The following is a 16406-nucleotide window of genomic DNA, read 5'->3' as shown; positions in this document are numbered from 1 at the left end:
CAATTATAACTTCAACACTGGACAAATCAATTAGTTATACCGCAATAATTTTTATTATAAACAAAAACCGGTAAATCATTCTAAGCAGATGACTTACCGGTTTTAACGGTTTATGAAAAGGTATGTCTGTTAGTTAAGCACGTTATAAAACATTGTGATCTCGCTTAAATTGGTGTAGCTGCCTTCACCATCGACGTTATGGATTATCCGAATCCGTACATAACGTACCGGAGTGCTGGTATTATCCAGGTTAACTTTAAGCGCAGCCTGCCCATCATCTGATCTTTTAACAGTTTTAAGCAATTTCCATCCTTTTGCAATAGCTTCATCGGCCCAGCCCGGGTCGTTTGGCTGTAGTTTAGTTGCGGCATTGGTAATGTCGGCTATACCCCATACCTCAAAGTTGTCGGGGTTATGACAGCAATTACGGCCGGTTTCTTCAATCTGGGTTACACTATTATAAACTTTGCCCATATCAAAGGTTAATGTTTGTGGGAGCGGGTGTGCCCCATCACTGTGAAATATATTGGGGTATCCCTGCGGACCGACGCTGCCATCCCATAATCTATCCTCGTCGGTATCACCTTCGTAAGGGTTCATATCATAAGGTAATTTCACCTTGGCAAAAAGGGATTTATTACAAGCAGCATATCCAAAAATCTGCGGGAAAATAGTGTAAGTAGCAACATTAAAAGTATCAATGGCTCCTATAACCGGCACATAGGTTGATCTGTAATCTAATGTAGACCCGCCTTTAAAATCAGTTATGGTTATACTGCTATCCCTGAATAGGTATTTTTGAGTGGCTTGCCCCGCTCTGTTCGTATACCTTATGGTTGTCGAAGTGTTATGAGCAAAGCTGAATGACTCACTTGCAGTATCTATCTTGTAAAAATTCAGGGTTACATTTCCGTTGGCATCCACTGTATATGGATTTGCTACCTTATAGGCCCGGTTAACAAGCCCTGACTGGTAATTCGGACCAAAGATCTTAACATTATTGATATTAAGCGGAATAGATCTATTGCCTTGTGCATCATACGAGTAAACTGTGAACGAATAAGAATATTCATTAAGATTCGGAACGATCACCTTTAATGTATCGGACGGGTTATGGTTTGTTGAAGTGTAGGTCAATGAATCGGCCTTGTTGTTCCAATAGATCACGTATTTGGTGATACTTGGATCCGGGCTCGGGTTAAACATTAATTGAACCCGTAAATTACCTGGGCTCGAATGCGGATTTGTTCCTATGCCCGGGTATATCAATTCCTTGTTATTTAAAAAATCCTTAAACTGCGTATCCCTTTTTACACAACCGGTAACTACTGCAAACAGCACCAGTACCATTGATATTTTGAAAACTAATTTCATATATTTTTATTTAGGCAGTAATAATTATTACTGCGGGTTACCATAAATAGAGAATTCCATTACGTGGGCAAAATCACCGTTCGACCACGTGGTATGAACCAATAAGCGGAAATATTTTACCACCGGCGCACCTGGCGGGATATCAAAATTCACCCCTGCTGACACAAAGGCTGCATCAGCAGCATTGGTGAAGCCGGGTGTTAAGCCGGACGGCGGATCAGGATAATGATAGTTGCCTATATTTACCCAGTCGCCAACCACAGTTCCAACAGGTGCCGATTGCGGTAACAACGCATCCTGCGGAGCCGGCTTATTTGAGCCCCATATCGAAAAATCTTTAGGGTTACCATGTGCATAAGCATATTGATCAGGCCTTTCCCACATAATAAACCGGCTCAATTGTGCCGATACGCCCATGCTGAAAGTACATTGTATAGGAGCAGGCCCGCCGGGAGCCGTATGCCAGCCGTTTGAATAGCCATCCGTTTTGTTGTCCCATAAATAAGGTACTTCCCACCCATACGCCGTAGGGCTGTCAGTTGGTAATTTGTATATTGAGAACTTGGTTTTGTCAAGCAGCGTTTCAAATATTGGCGTTACCACCGCCAATGTTGTGTCTGATATATTACCGTACTTGTCGGTAATGTAAACACCAACCTGGCGTGGCGTTGGTGAAAAGCCGCGTATGGTATAATTAATGGTATCCGTACTTGTGTAATGTTGATCCACTATTTCCAGGCCGTGGGTGGAGACATCGAGGCTTATCAGTATAACGCCTACAGGTGTTTTCCCCCTGTTTATCGCCTTTATATTTACTCCGCCAAAATCTGCTGCAAGTTTAACCGTTGGTTTTACCAGCAGATAATACGGCGTATCCGGGTGTACCGTTACGCTGACAGGATCCGACTGAATGTTTGCACGGCTAACCGACCATAATGTAACCGTGTAATCCTGGCTCTTAGCAAACCCGTCAACCAAAACGGTATCCGTGTAATAACTTGACTTGGTTTCACGAACGGTTTTTCCGTTGATATTGTATCTTGCCAACACGTATAAAAGGTTCTGTGAATTCGGCAGCGTATAAGTTATATACGCTGCTCCGTTCAGGTTTTTAACCTTTATGTCAGTTACTACGCCTGGCTTAGTTTTGTCGTTTGACACCGGCGCTGTGTACCCTTCGTTCTTTTTACAAGAGCCTAAGCCTAACAGGGCTACCAGCAATACCGTTAACAACGGTAACAGCTGCCTTGAATATTTTTTCATCTTTATCATCACTTTCAATTTTTTAATTTACTAATCGGGTTTAAGTACTGCTACCAGTAGGGGTTCTGTACCAGGTTATTGTCCACAATTATATCATTATCCTTAATTGGCCATAAGTAATTTTGAAGGCCAAAAACAGGGATCAACACCGTACGCGGGTGATAATAGTTACCAGCTTCAGATTCATAAATATTCCATCCCTGTAATGGGCTGCTTAATACGCTTTGTAGTTCCTTCCACCTCCGTAAATCCCAGCCACTTTGTGCCTCAAAACAAAGCTCAATTCTGCGTTCCTGGTGAATAATTGTCCTTAAACCATCTTTAGTTGAAAATTTCGATGGATTCTTTGAGTAGGTTGTCCATGCTTCCTGTACACCTTTAAGTCCTGCCCTGTCGCGTACTAAATCAATATACTTAAATGCATCCGGGGTTGGGCCGTTCACTTCATTCAATGCCTCAGCATATAACAGGTATAATCCAGCCAACCGCATTAAAGGCAGATGAAAATCGTTTGATACAAAACCATCATCGTAAACAGAAAGATAGCTGGCCAGCTTTTTAGGCCAATAGCCGGTGATGTTCAATGTATTCAAATCCTTGGGGCCGGCAAGCGAAGCGTTTCCCCGGGCCTCAACGTGATACATGTCGGCGGTAGTAGTTTTACCATTGCCAAACCAGATTCCTCCATCAAATGCGATGTTGGCATAAAATCTTGCCTCCCGGTTAAAATGCTCCTTTATGGTTGTATAACCAGGCTGAATATAAAAACGGCTCGCATTATCTCCAACCTGCAGGTTAAGCCTGCCTGCGTAATCGAATGTGTTATCTTCATTCAAAGGCACACCTTTATCAGTATAAAAAAGTTCGGCCGTTGAAATAGGTACAGCAAATGTAGATGGATTAGAAAAGATATTCACCGCTGATTTTGGGGTCATCCTTGGTGTAGCATAGCCCTGGCAGGGAAATGTTGGGTTTAAAGCCCATATCAATTCCGGGTTTTGATCCCATTTTTCGGTTACCGCATTTTGTGCAGTTAAAACTTTAGTTAAAGAATCAGGAACACTTATAGCCGCAGAATTAAACTTGTATAGTTTTAACCCCGCACTCGTTGATGCGTCAATAGCAGCCTTGCACGCGTCTGCTGCCTTTTGCCATTTTGTTGCGTCGTAGGCAGATGAAAAAAGTGGCGTACCATTTTTGTTCTTAACACCGGCAAAATCAGGATTTCCGTTAAACAAAGGGCTTGCTTCGGTAGCTAATACTTCTGCTTTAACCGAAAGCGCGATAACTGATGTTATACGACCTAACTCCTGCGCCTGGTTAGTAATTACCGGTGGTAAGTTTGGTGCTGCCTCATCCAACAATTGGGTTATGTAACTAAACACTGAGTCAACCGGCGATCTTGCTATACGCACTTGCTCGGTAGTTGCTGTAATATCTAAATTGGTTTTAATGATAGGGATCGGACCGTACAAACGTACCAGGTAATAGTGGTAATATGCCTTCAGGAATTTCACCTCGGCAATCCAGCGTTGTTTTTCTGCCTGGGTTAAATCAACCGGCTTATCAATGTTCTCCAGCATAATGTTACACCTGCGGATAGACCGCCAAACCGCCTGTCCACCGTTTTCTCCATCCCAGAAATTAAGCCCTACATTGGCACTGTTTTGAGTGCCGCGGATAAGTGCAAACCCGGTTTCCATAATCGGGTGGTTGGTTAAGTCATTAGGATAGATTATCTCTGACGAAGTTGTAAACCCGGCATTTGCGGTTGGGTCATACAGCTGCTGCAAAGTAGCATAGCAGGTGAAAAGATAGTTTTCTGCCTCGTTACGGTTTCTGAATGCATAATCAAGCGTGCCTGTATTATCAGGTACAACATTCAGGTATTTTTTACATGATGCACCGCAAACAAGCAGCGCTACCAGCAATAAACTTTTATAATATTTTTTCATAATTCTCTTATTTATCATTATAAACATTCCTATAAGGATACATTTATGCCCACGTTAAACACTTTTTGGATAGGATATGCAAATCCATTACCCCCCAATTCCGGATCCCATAATTTAAATGGCGCCCAGGTATACAGGTTTAAGCCGTTAAAATAAATGCGGCACTTGGTAACGTTTATTTTTTTGGTAAGCGATACCGGTAGTGTGTATCCAATTTCAACAGATTTAAGGCGTAAGAAACTGCCATCGCGCATCCAATACGTACTGTTCTGGCGGTTATTTTCTATTTGGTTACCAGTAACACCCAGCCTTGGATATTGAGCATATAAGTTCTGGTTATCTTCAGACCAATGGTCGTCTGCAAAAGCCTTTAGCAATTGTGTGTTACCATAAATGTACGGGTCAGGGCTTTGGATGAACGGGCTAACCCTGCTTGGATCAATAAAAAATGATACCCTTGTTTGACCCTGGAAGAATGCAGAGATATCAAGGTTCTTGTAGCCGGCTGAAATACCATATCCATAAACAATTTCAGGAACAGTTGGGTAACCAATAAAGGTTTCGTCCGCACCATCAATCTTACCGTCGCCATTTAAATCGCGGTATTTAATATCACCTCCCATTGGCGGGATGCCATTAGCTGAAAAGATTTGTGAAGGCGAGTTACGGGCTTCGTTATCATCCACAAACAAACGTTCGGCAATGTAACCGTATTGGCGGTTAATAGGCTGACCAGATTCATAACGATAGGCCTCTTTGTATTGCGGCTGTTCAAAGTTACCATAAGTACTTGTTGCATAAGTAAAGTTACCGCGGCCCTGCATCCAAAAGTTTTTGCTGAATACTTGTTTATAATCCATTTGCAGATCTATACCTTTTGAGTCAGCAGTACCTATGTTTGCAGTAACATTTGGCAGACCGGTATTGGGGTCAATTGCTTCAAGCCCCATTGTAGCAGGCAGCGAAGAACGCGTTTGTAAAATATTATACCTGTGGTATTTGTAAATTTCAGCAACCACATTTAAATTTTTCAGCACAGTAAACTCAAGGCCGATGTTTGCCTGGCGTGAAGTTTCCCACGTAATATTTGGGTTGGCATAGTTGTTAATGTAAACACCGTTACGGGTATAGCCATTGTTGGTACCAAAAGTTGCTGGGTTTCCACCACTCAGGTTAACATCCGAAAGGTAGAAGAAACGCTGGTTCCCGATATTATCATTACCCACAGTACCGTAGCTCGCACGCAGTTTTAAGCGTGATATAATGTCATATAATCCCTGGCCCCAGAATTTCTCGTCGGAGATTATCCATGATGCACCAAGCGTAGGGAAGAAACCAAAGCGGTGATCTGCCGAAAAACGTTCTGTTCCGTTATACCCGAAGTTGAATTCTAAAAAATAGCGACTTTTGAACGAATAAGTTGCGCGGCCTGCTACCGTTATGTTACGGTATGGCAATGAATACTGTAAACTGTTATGGTCCTTAGTAATAGGATTGTACGCATCCGAATAAATAGTTTGCTGCTGGGTAGCAATTAACGAACTGCTTATATTATGATTTTTACCCAACCGCTTGCTATAATCCAAAACTCCCTGGAAAAACACATACGTATTCTGGCTATCGGTATATGGATCACGATAGTAAGATAAATATTCAGTTGCAACATTATTGCCCGTAGGCTGCGGATTTAACCATTGCAGCGTGTATTGGTTTGTTGCCTTATCGTAATTCTCTACGTTATAGTAAAACGGTGAATAACCCTCCTGCGACTGAAAATAGGAATACCTGTTGGTATGAAACAATCCGTGGAAGGAAAGGCCATCTGTTATGAAATTTAAATTCTGGTTAAGTTCCAACTGTGCAGATAACCTCGATTCGTTATAGTTTTTATGTCCTCTTAATAGCGCAGCATAAGGATTGTTATATTGGATACTGTTATTGCCGCCAACGTTACCGAATAAAATATGCTTGGTATTACGGTTCGCTGAATCAGCAGGGAAATACGCAGGAAATAACACCGGGCTGGTATGTACCGCTATATTATAAAGATCGGTTTGAAACGATGCATCAGAGGTAAGTGGGCCATTGTACTCGTTAAACATACCTTCCAGGCGAACAATCAGTTCTGTTGTTTTCGTTAGGTTGATATTAACGTTTGAGCGAAGCTGGTAGTTCCTGAAGTTAACGTTGTTGTTATTATTGTTGGCGATGTCTTCTCTAAGAATACCATGATCAATGCTGTATGAGCCGGAAACATAATATTTTGCCAGTTCGCTACCGCCGCTAACACTCATATCTGCCCTTTGTGTAAGGGTTGACTTTTTAAATAACATCTTAAGCCAGTCAACCGCCGGATAAACGTACGGATTGCTACCCGGCGCGTGATCAACAGTTGCTTGCGCATTTATGATCTGGTTTGGTGTAAAGGCTGGCTGGGCAAGCGGATCTCTTGTAGTTGTTGCCTCATTAAATAATTTCATGTAAGTAATAGGATCGGCAAGTTGCAGTGTTTGTGCTGACTGCGAGATGGAATTCTCATACCTGAAATTAATAGTAGCCTTCCCTATTTTGCCCTCCTTGGTGGTTACTAATATAACTCCATTTGCACCACGCGCTCCGTAAAGGGCGGTAGCACTTGCATCTTTTAATATGGAAAAGCTGGCAATGTCATCAACCTGCAATCGTGCCAGGTCATTCGCCGATAGCTCAACGTTATCGATCAAAATCAACGGGCTCTTGTTGTAACCAAACGTGGTTACACCCCGGATAAAGAATTGCGCGTTATCCTGGCCCGGCTGCCCGCTGGGCTGGTAAGCAATAACACCCGCAACCTGCCCTGCAAGCGCATTGGTAAGGTTACTTGCAGGAATTTTCAGATCAGCCGGAACAACGGTAGTAACAGAACCTACTACGGCTTCCTTACGTTGCTTTCTACCGTAGGCCGTAACAACCACTTCAGCGGTTTCAGTACTTGAACTAACGAGGATAACGTTATAAAAAAGCTTATCCGCCGAGACCGTTATCTTTCTTGTAATGTAACCCACAAAGGATACTTCCAATTCAGTGCCATCGGGTGCACTTAAAGTAAATTTTCCTAATGCATCAGTAACCGTGTGAAGCTTTTTGTTTCCAACGGCAGCAATGTTGGCACCCTGGATCTTTGCACCGGCGGAGTCGGTCACCGTACCTGAGATCTTTAGTTCCTGCGCCCTGGCTTTTGTTGCTGTAATGCTTAGCAACAGCGTCGCGAAAAGCAAACAAGCCGAGGCCTTTAGCACCAGTTTTATTCCCCACAGGCGGTTAATAAAATTGTAAAATTGTTTCATATTATTATAGTGGTTTATTATTGGTTTTATATTGGCGATGCGCGTAAAAACGCACAATAGTTTTCTTCAGTTACACTGGTTTTACCAAAAAACTTAAACTATAATAAAGGCAAAAGAGGCCGTGTACACAGTTTTATAACTGCATATAATTGGTGTTATTTACGAAGTGCGTTTAATTACAACCTGTGGTTTCGGGATTGGTCTGCTGCTAAAATGCTGCGCCCGAAATTATTAGTGTTCATATGTACTTGTGACAGTTAAACACTTTTACAAGCTTTAGTTAACGATGTAAGTAAATTTTTTGCATAAATTAAGTTTTAAATCCTGGTTAATTGGTTTAGTAAAACTATTACCCGTAAGGTATTATTAAAATGGATAAATCTTTAAATTAGATGGATAATTCCACTACATGCAACAATATTATTACTTGTATAAAATACAATAAAACAGATATTCTACTTAAAAATCTTTAACACGATCCCGACTGGCATATATTTAATGGATTATACTACCAAATAACAATAACACACATTAAAGTCTGCGAAATACCCGGTGAAAATTTTGCAACGTGTGTAGGCCCCATATTTGAGAACAATTTTTTATTCAGTATGAAAAACTTCCTCCATATCGGCCCAGACTTTCCCGTTAGCGGCCGCCTCCGGTAAAGGCTGTTGACAGGGATCAGTTTCCTTCCACCATCGCTGGGTAGTAGGGTCATCAGCCATCTTTTTCATATCCGCCTTAAAATCGGTTCCGGTATATTCAAAATAGCTGAAGAGGTAATACCTATCCTGTATTTTTTTTAGGTAAATGGAGTAGTTACTGATATTGCAATCCTTAATCCTTCTTAAAACCGCAGGCCAGGCGTGTGCATGCAGCTTTTTATAATACACCAATTTTTCAGCCTTTAAACCGGTTATTGATGCAAAACGTTTTACATGAACGTTATAGCTCCGCTCAAAAGATATAAACAAAAAGCAAGTAAGCAACAAGGCAAAAATGTACCTTATTACACGTTGTTTGCTATCTGAAAACATAATACAATGCTCCTATTATTAGTAATAGTAATACCGATAATGTTTTATAATTACCAATTCCCTTCCAGGCCACCCCCTGCAGCGGTTCCCATACGGATCTCCAATAAAGTTTTGAACTCTCAGCAGTATGTTGTACCGGGTATAATGCCGAGAAAAATATTTGTATTGCCACGCATATACTGAACAAATAGAAGGCCATCATCATAAAGGGCACCTGGCCAATAATACTATCCGGGTAAAGCTTACCGATCACAAACACCAGTACGCCTAAGGCAGAACCAAACCACAAAGTGAGTTTTGCCGACATTGCAGATGCCCCTTTCCAAAACACACCCAGCAAAAACACGCACGTTATAGGCGGAGAAATATGGGCGATAATATCATTAAGTCCGTCAAATATGCTTTCGTATTTATTTAACAAAGGCAGTAAGCCAAGCGAAAAGACCAGTGCAACGCCCGCCGATATTCTACCGGTCAATACGAGCTGCCGATCGGAGGCAAGCGGCCGATAGCGTTTATACATGTCATAACTGACCAGCGTGGAGATGGAATTAAGCGCACCCGAAACCTGGCTCATTAAGCCCGACAAAAGGGCTGCAACCAAAACACCAATCAATCCCGACGGTAAAAGCTGGGTGATCATAAGCGTATATATTCCCTTTGAGTTCACCTGTCCTTTATCATCCAATCCAAGGCCGCTAATGTCAAGGTGTCCTGTTTTCGCCAATGCGTAAGCGAATAGTCCCGGTAAAACAAAAATGAATACTGGTAAAATTTTTATAAAACCACAAAACAACGGTCCTATCCGCGCATTGTTTTCGTCCTTGGCGCCAAGTACCCGCTGCACAATGGTCTGATCAGCACACCAGTACCAGATGCCCAAAACAGGATACCCCAAAAACACTGCGTACCATGGCAATCCGCTGCTGTCACCGCGCGGGCGTAACATCGAAAGTTTGTTTAATTCATGATGGCTCTTCAATACCTCTACCATTGGCTGCCAGCCGCCCATCCTGTTAAACGCGGCGTAGGTAATAAGTATCGCTCCGGAAAGCAGGACTACAGTTTGAATAGATTCTGTTACAACTACGGCTTTTAACCCGCCGACAATAGTATAAATCGCCGTTATAATACAAATGATGATCACGCTGACATACATATTGAGGCCGAACAACGTTTTCAATACGATACCGCCCGCCAGCATTGAAAAAGCGATATGAATTATTACGGCAGATATAACAGAAATGATGGTAAGCCAGTCGCGGCTGGAGCGATCATAACGTTTCTCTAAAAAATCAGGCAGTGTGGTAATGCCGGACTTAATATAGAAAGGCACAAAGAATAATGCCAGCAACACAAGCGTAAAAGCTGCCATCCACTCAAAATTCCCCTTTAGGAGGCCACTGTCAAACCCGCTTTGGGCAAGGCTCACCAGGTGCACGGTAGAAATATTGGTCGCAAAAAGCGCCAAGCCGATAGCCGGCCACTTTAACGATTTACCCGCCAAAAAGTACTCGCCGGCAGCATTTGCTTTGCTTTTACGGCGATGCCTAATGCCCACCCACAAACCAATAGCGAGGATCGTAAGGATATATATAATACTGATATTTAAGTCGAGTGATTTTAACATTGAAAATTTTTCCGGTTATCAATTCAAAGCTATCAAATCGCAGCTGCTGCCGGGCTGTTGCGGGGTTTTATAAACACCATTAACAATCTGTACCGGGTTTTCAAAATACTTTTGCAGGTGCGGAATATGTTCTAAAAACAGGGCCTCGTGCCCCATAGCAATGTGATTGAACAACACCAGATGCTGATGCAATTGCCCCATATCTCCCACATGCGGCACAACGGGCACTCCATATTTTTTGCATAGCAAGCTTACGGTAATAAATTCGCTTACCCCGCCTACCCTAACTGCATCAACCTGTATAAACGATGCGGCGCCTGTTTGCAAATAGTTTTTAAAGATTATCTTATTCGGCACATGCTCACCCAGCGCTAACTTAACCGGTGCAATGGCATCGGCGAGAGTTTTATGAGCGAGTACATCATCCGGATGGGTGGGTTCCTCTATCCAGTAGGGATTCATGCCCTTCAATTTGTTACAAATTGAAATTGCCTGCGGCAGATTCCATTGCTGATTGGCATCAAGCATCACCTTTACATTATCGCCTGCTACCTCGCGCACAATATGTGCGCGTCGAATATCCCTTTCGGGGTCGGTTGAGCCCACCTTTAGCTTCATTGCTGTAAAGCCCTCAGCTACGGCCTTTTTGCAATTTTCACGCACCTTTTCATCAGAATAATTGAACCAGCCAATTGAAGTATCATATCCCGGGTAACCTGATTGCAGGATCGCTTCCCGCGACATTTGTGTTGATTCCTGCCCCTTCAGCAGTTCAATGGCTTGTTGCTGCGTCAATTCATCCTCCAGATACGAAAGGTCGAGCGTAGCTACAATTTCCGCCGGCGACAGGTCTATAAGCAATTTCCATAGTGGCACTCCTCTCTTTTTCGCCCAAAGGTCATAACAAGCATTGGTAACAGAGGCAAGGGCCAGGTGCACCACGCCCTTATGCGGCCCAAGCCACCTGAATTGCTGGTCGTTTGAAAGCTGTTTAAACAACTCGCCAAAATTGGCCATCGTCTCCTCAATATCCCGGCCCACCAGTTTGGCGGCATAATATTGGGCTGCCTTACAAACAAGATCGTTGCCCTCGCCTAATGTAAATGCGAGGCCGGTTCCGGTTACTCCGCTATCGTCAACCAAACTGGTAACCGCATATGAATATATTGGGTCGCGGTGTATGGCATCGCTGCCGGCGCTTCCGTCAAGTGCATAACGCCTATCTTCTATTTTAATACTTTTTATCATCCTTCAGCCTGGTTTTCCTGTACAATTTGATTTACTGACCTACGATAGCCTAATTCGGCACCGCCGGATACCGGTAAAATGCAGCCGGTAATGAACCTTGCCTGGTTTGATATTAAAAACAAACAAGCATCAGCCACTACGTCTCCTTCGGGGCAATAGCCCAATGCATGAATCTCATCTAAGTAGTGCTCAATTACAGATGCATCCGGCTGCTGTTTGCTCCAGGTTCGCAGCATGGGGGTCCATACGCCGGCAGGTGCAACCGCGTTAACCCTGATGCCAAATTGGGCGTAGTCAAGGGCCATTGATTTTGTTAAGGTGTTTATGGCGCCCTTTGTAGCGCTGTATGCCGCATGGATTTCCTGCCCTATGTCTCCCACAAGGCTGCCTGTATTTAAAATATTACCTTTCGTTCTCTTTAATTCGGCAATGCCAAACCTGGTGGTGTTATAAACCCCCTTTACATTCACCTCGAAAAGACGATCCCATTCCTCCTCAGTGGTTTCATCAGTGGTTTTTGAGGGGTTTGAGATCCCTGCATTGTTATGGATCACATCTATTTTACCAAATTTGTTTATGGTATCGGCAATAGCATTCTTTATTTCATCTGCATCCGAAACGTCGGCTTTTAAATAGATTATATTATCCGCCGAAAGGCGATCAACAGCCTCACTGATGCTGCCTTCGGAATTGGAGATGATACTGAGGCTCGCACCGGCATTGTGATATGCCTTGGCACATTCAAAGCCAATACCCTCGGTACCACCGGTTAAAAAAATTATCTTGTTTTTTAATAGCATGTTAATGTTATAATAGGATATTGCTTACCGGCATCGATTAAAATTTAACAGGATATAAGTAACATTAACGAAAATGCATTAAACACGGCTAAACAGGAATACGAATACCCTCAACTAAATGAGTAAGGTCAAAATTGGTTAACGATCAATCCAAAAGTAACTACAGCCAGCGCTTGCTATAATAGGTTAAACATTTATTTTAATGGACAATCCGATTAATAGCTATACTAAAGCATTTAAAGCAACAAAAACATAAAGCAGTAACAGCAAGGGAAATAAATGATTGTATTTGCCAAATGTTTTATCTATAATAGCGCTAAATATTGTAAACCAATTTTATAATGGAATATTCCATTATAGCGCCTATTTTATTTCATGAGTACCAGCTTTAGAAGACGTGATGGCTTTGAGGGAGAAAAATTGATAAGTATTCCCCAAAAAGTATGGAAGGATGCAAGAGAGCGTGATCCGGTTTTGTTCCCGGTGTATGTTACTCAAATTGGCTATTTTCCGAAAGCCGCAGGGCATTACCGGGAACGGAGGAAGGGCTGCGAGGATAATATTTTTATTTATTGCCTGCAGGGAATAGGACATTATATCTTAGATAACAAACGCTTTGAGGTACATTCAAACCAGTTTATCTTAATACCGGCCACCGATAAATACATGCGGTATTGGTCTGATATTGACGATCCCTGGACCATTTACTGGGTACATTTTACTGGGGACGTTATCGACAGCTTTAATAAATCGCTTAACTTAACCATAACCAGGAGCCCGGTACAAGTGCCGTTTAATGAAAAGGGAATTGAAACCTGGCACAACATTTATCAAACCCTGGAAATGGGCTACAGCGTGGAAAATCTTTGCAGCGCAAATTTTTGCCTGTATTATTTACTTGCCACCTTTTTATTTCCCGAACGGCATATTGCCAAGGAAAAGGATGACCAGGGCGATATTATTACGCAAACTGTATTAAACATGCGCAATAACCTGGGTAAAAAGCTTACCGTTGAGGATATGGCCTGCAGGCACAAATTGTCGGTATCACATTTTTCCAATCTTTTTAGAAAAGCGACCGGGATGCCGCCGATAGATTATTTCATTCACCTAAAAATGCAGCGCGCCTGCCAATTGCTATATGCTAAGGGCGCCAAAATAAAGGAGGTTGCCTTCGATCTTGGCTATGATGACCCTTATTACTTTTCTCGCATCTTTAAAAAATATATTGGTACCTCGCCGGAACAATACAGGCTATCTGCAAAAAATACCGGTTAATGCTTTTGGTTTAATTAGCTTCAATTATCCATCTAATTAAAAGTTTTGTCTATTTCGTAAGGTCAGGTTTGCCTATACTTTTATTCGGATAATTTGCTAATTATACAATTTCCATGATAAGAACATTACCGAAAAGGATACTCCTGCTTTGCTATATTGTTTTCCCGACAATTACACATGCCCAAACACAATTGAGATTATGGTATGATAAACCTGCTTCACAATGGGAGGAAACCTTACCACTGGGAAATGGCCGGCTGGGCATGATGCCGGACGGAGGTGTAACAAAGGAGAATATCGTTTTAAATGATATTACATTGTGGTCGGGCGCACCACAGGATGCCAATAACTACCAGGCTTACAAACGACTGCCCGAGATCAGAAAATTGTTGCTCGAGGGTAAAAATGATGAAGTCCAGGATATCATCGATAGGGATTTTGTTTGTACGGGCAAAGGTTCGGCGGGCGTAAATTATGGCTGCTACCAAACGTTGGGCAACATGGTGCTAAAGTTTAGCTACAAGGGCGTCGACAGCAATAATGTAAAATTCAATGACTACAAACGTGAACTTTCCCTAAGCACAGCCACGGCTACTTCCAGCTATCTGGTTAATGGTGTTACCTATAAAAAGGAATATTTTACCAGTTTTGGCGACGATATTGATATCATTAAGATATCAGCAGATAAAGCTGGGGCATTAAACTTTAACATCTCACTAAACCGGCCCGAGCGATTCACAACTACAGTTACGAATGATGAGCTGCAAATGTTTGGCCAGCTTGATAATGGGATAGATGGCAAAGGGATGCAATACCTGTCCGGCGTTAAAGTGCAGTTAAAAGGCGGCAGCCTTAATACTACCGGCAATTCATTGCAAATTAAGGATGCTACCGAAGCTATAATTTATATTTCTGCCGCAACGAGTTTCGAAAATCCAGACTATAAAGAGAGGGCAGCAAGAATTCTGGCTGCCGCGATAAAAAAGCCTTATAAGCTGCAAAAGCAACAGCATGTTACAAAGTTTCAAAAATTATTTAACCGCGTAAGCATTGATCTGGGCGGAACTGATATTGGATTGCCAACCGACCAAAGGCTTAAAAACTTCCATGCCGATCCCGCAACAGATAACGGACTGCCAGTGCTATTTTATCAATTTGGCCGCTACTTAAGTATTTGCAGCACCCGTGTTGGTTTACTCCCGCCAAATTTACAGGGACTGTGGGCAAACCAGATCAGCACCCCGTGGACAGGAGATTATCACCTGGACATAAACGTGCAGATGAATCATTGGCCTGTAGAAGTTTCCAATCTTTCGGAATTGAACCTGCCGCTGGCAGAATTAGTTAAGGGTATGGTAAGAAGCGGCGAGCGAACAGCAAAGGCTTACTATAATGCCGATGGCTGGGTGGCCCACGTAATAACCAACGTTTGGGGTTTTACAGAGCCTGGCGAATCAGCGTCATGGGGTATTTGCAAAGTGGGATCGGGCTGGTTGTGCGATAATTTATGGCAGCACTATGATTTTACGAACGACAGGAAGTATTTGGCAGATATTTACCCTGTGCTGGTAGGCTCGGCAAAGTTTTACAGTTCTATGCTGATAGATGATCCGAAGACAGGCTGGCTGGTAACCGCACCATCCTCCTCTCCTGAAAATGGATTTTACCTCCCGGATGGAAGCGGCAAACACGCAAGTATTTGTATAGGCCCCACCATCGATAACCAAATTATACGGGAACTGTTCAACAATGTGATCACTGCAACCAAAGTATTAGGCAGGGATGCTGCACTGAGAAAAACACTGGAGGAAAAATTAAAAAGACTTCCGCCTCCCGGCAGGATTGCAAAAGATGGCCGTTTGATGGAGTGGATGGAAGACTACAAAGAGCTTGAACCGCACCATCGCTGTATTTCGCACCTGTATGGTTTATACCCGGCCAACCTGATCACACCTGAACATACGCCTGATTTGGCCGAAGCCTGCAAAAAGACTTTGGAAGCGCGCGGCGACGATGGACCAAGCTTTTCAATAGCTTATAAAATGCTTTGGTGGGCGCGCCTGCATGACGGTAACCGGGCATATAAGTTGTTCAATCAGCTTATTACACCCACGCTGGCCACATTTATGAATTATGGCGATGGCGGCGGAATTTATCCGGATCTGCTTTCGGCTGGTCCGCCGTTCCAGATAGACGGTAACTTTGGCGCAACAGCAGCCTTAGCCGAAATGCTGGTACAAAGCCATGCCGGCTTTATCGACCTCCTGCCAGCGATACCAGATAAATGGAAAGCATCTGGCGAGGTAAGAGGACTTAAAGCGCGGGGTAATTTTACAATAGATTTTAAATGGAAGGATGGCAGGATCACCTATTACAAGATAGCTTCCGCAATACCGCGAATGGTGAAAATAAAAGTAAACGGCGTTGTTAAGAATGTTATGGCAACCAGAGTATAGTGAATTTCTGCAGTATCCAGTGTCATCCAAATAAAACAA

At 42.9% G+C, this 16406-nt stretch carries 10 protein-coding genes; 2 read left to right on the top strand and 8 right to left on the bottom strand.

From position 1 onward, the window contains the following. Positions 1-129 precede the first annotated feature (129 nt). The 8 genes from KXD93_RS18005 to KXD93_RS17970 all read right to left on the bottom strand — a co-directional run bounded on the left by KXD93_RS18005 (position 130) and on the right by KXD93_RS17970 (position 12633). On the bottom strand, positions 130-1374 hold the full coding sequence (locus KXD93_RS18005) for a DUF4998 domain-containing protein (RefSeq protein ID WP_258138719.1): 1245 nt from the start codon (positions 1372-1374) through the stop codon (positions 130-132). A gap of 27 nt (positions 1375-1401) precedes the next feature. Then, the gene (locus KXD93_RS18000; protein ID WP_258138718.1) at positions 1402-2646 is read right to left on the bottom strand and encodes a DUF5000 domain-containing lipoprotein; all 1245 of its coding nucleotides are present in this window, start codon (positions 2644-2646) and stop codon (positions 1402-1404) included. A gap of 41 nt (positions 2647-2687) precedes the next feature. Beyond that, on the bottom strand, positions 2688-4592 hold the full coding sequence (locus KXD93_RS17995) for a RagB/SusD family nutrient uptake outer membrane protein (protein ID WP_258138717.1): 1905 nt from the start codon (positions 4590-4592) through the stop codon (positions 2688-2690). A 29-nt stretch (positions 4593-4621) separates the two neighbouring features. Next, complete coding sequence (locus tag KXD93_RS17990) at positions 4622-7918, bottom strand: SusC/RagA family TonB-linked outer membrane protein (protein ID WP_258138716.1); 3297 nt, start codon at positions 7916-7918, stop codon at positions 4622-4624. A 599-nt stretch (positions 7919-8517) separates the two neighbouring features. After that, positions 8518-8955 carry an L-rhamnose mutarotase gene (locus tag KXD93_RS17985; RefSeq protein WP_258138715.1) on the bottom strand — a complete coding sequence of 146 codons (438 nt, stop codon included), beginning with the start codon at positions 8953-8955 and terminating at the stop codon, positions 8518-8520. Further along, a complete protein-coding gene (locus KXD93_RS17980) occupies positions 8942-10585 on the bottom strand; it encodes a sodium:solute symporter (protein ID WP_258138714.1) in 1644 nt (547 codons plus the stop codon). The genes KXD93_RS17985 and KXD93_RS17980 overlap by 14 nt, the downstream gene beginning before the upstream one ends. Positions 10586-10603: 18 nt before the next feature. Then, positions 10604-11833 carry an enolase C-terminal domain-like protein gene (locus KXD93_RS17975; RefSeq protein ID WP_258138713.1) on the bottom strand — a complete coding sequence of 410 codons (1230 nt, stop codon included), beginning with the start codon at positions 11831-11833 and terminating at the stop codon, positions 10604-10606. Then, positions 11830-12633: an SDR family NAD(P)-dependent oxidoreductase gene (locus KXD93_RS17970; RefSeq protein ID WP_258138712.1), complete on the bottom strand. Its 804-nt coding sequence runs from the start codon at positions 12631-12633 to the stop codon at positions 11830-11832. Before KXD93_RS17970 ends, KXD93_RS17975 begins: the two co-directional genes overlap by 4 nt. A gap of 375 nt (positions 12634-13008) precedes the next feature. Between KXD93_RS17970 and KXD93_RS17965 the strand changes: the two genes are divergently transcribed. Further along, positions 13009-13911 carry an AraC family transcriptional regulator gene (locus KXD93_RS17965; protein ID WP_258138711.1) on the top strand — a complete coding sequence of 301 codons (903 nt, stop codon included), beginning with the start codon at positions 13009-13011 and terminating at the stop codon, positions 13909-13911. A 113-nt stretch (positions 13912-14024) separates the two neighbouring features. Next, positions 14025-16367 (top strand): glycoside hydrolase family 95 protein, encoded by a 2343-nt coding sequence (locus KXD93_RS17960; RefSeq protein ID WP_258138710.1) that lies wholly within the window; start codon positions 14025-14027, stop codon positions 16365-16367. Positions 16368-16406: the final 39 nt, after the last annotated feature.

This window comes from Mucilaginibacter phenanthrenivorans (assembly GCF_024721155.1).
GTDB classification, from domain to species: domain Bacteria; phylum Bacteroidota; class Bacteroidia; order Sphingobacteriales; family Sphingobacteriaceae; genus Mucilaginibacter; species Mucilaginibacter phenanthrenivorans.
The sequence above is the reverse complement of the archived record's forward strand: the minus strand, read 5'-3'. Positions and strand labels throughout refer to the sequence as shown.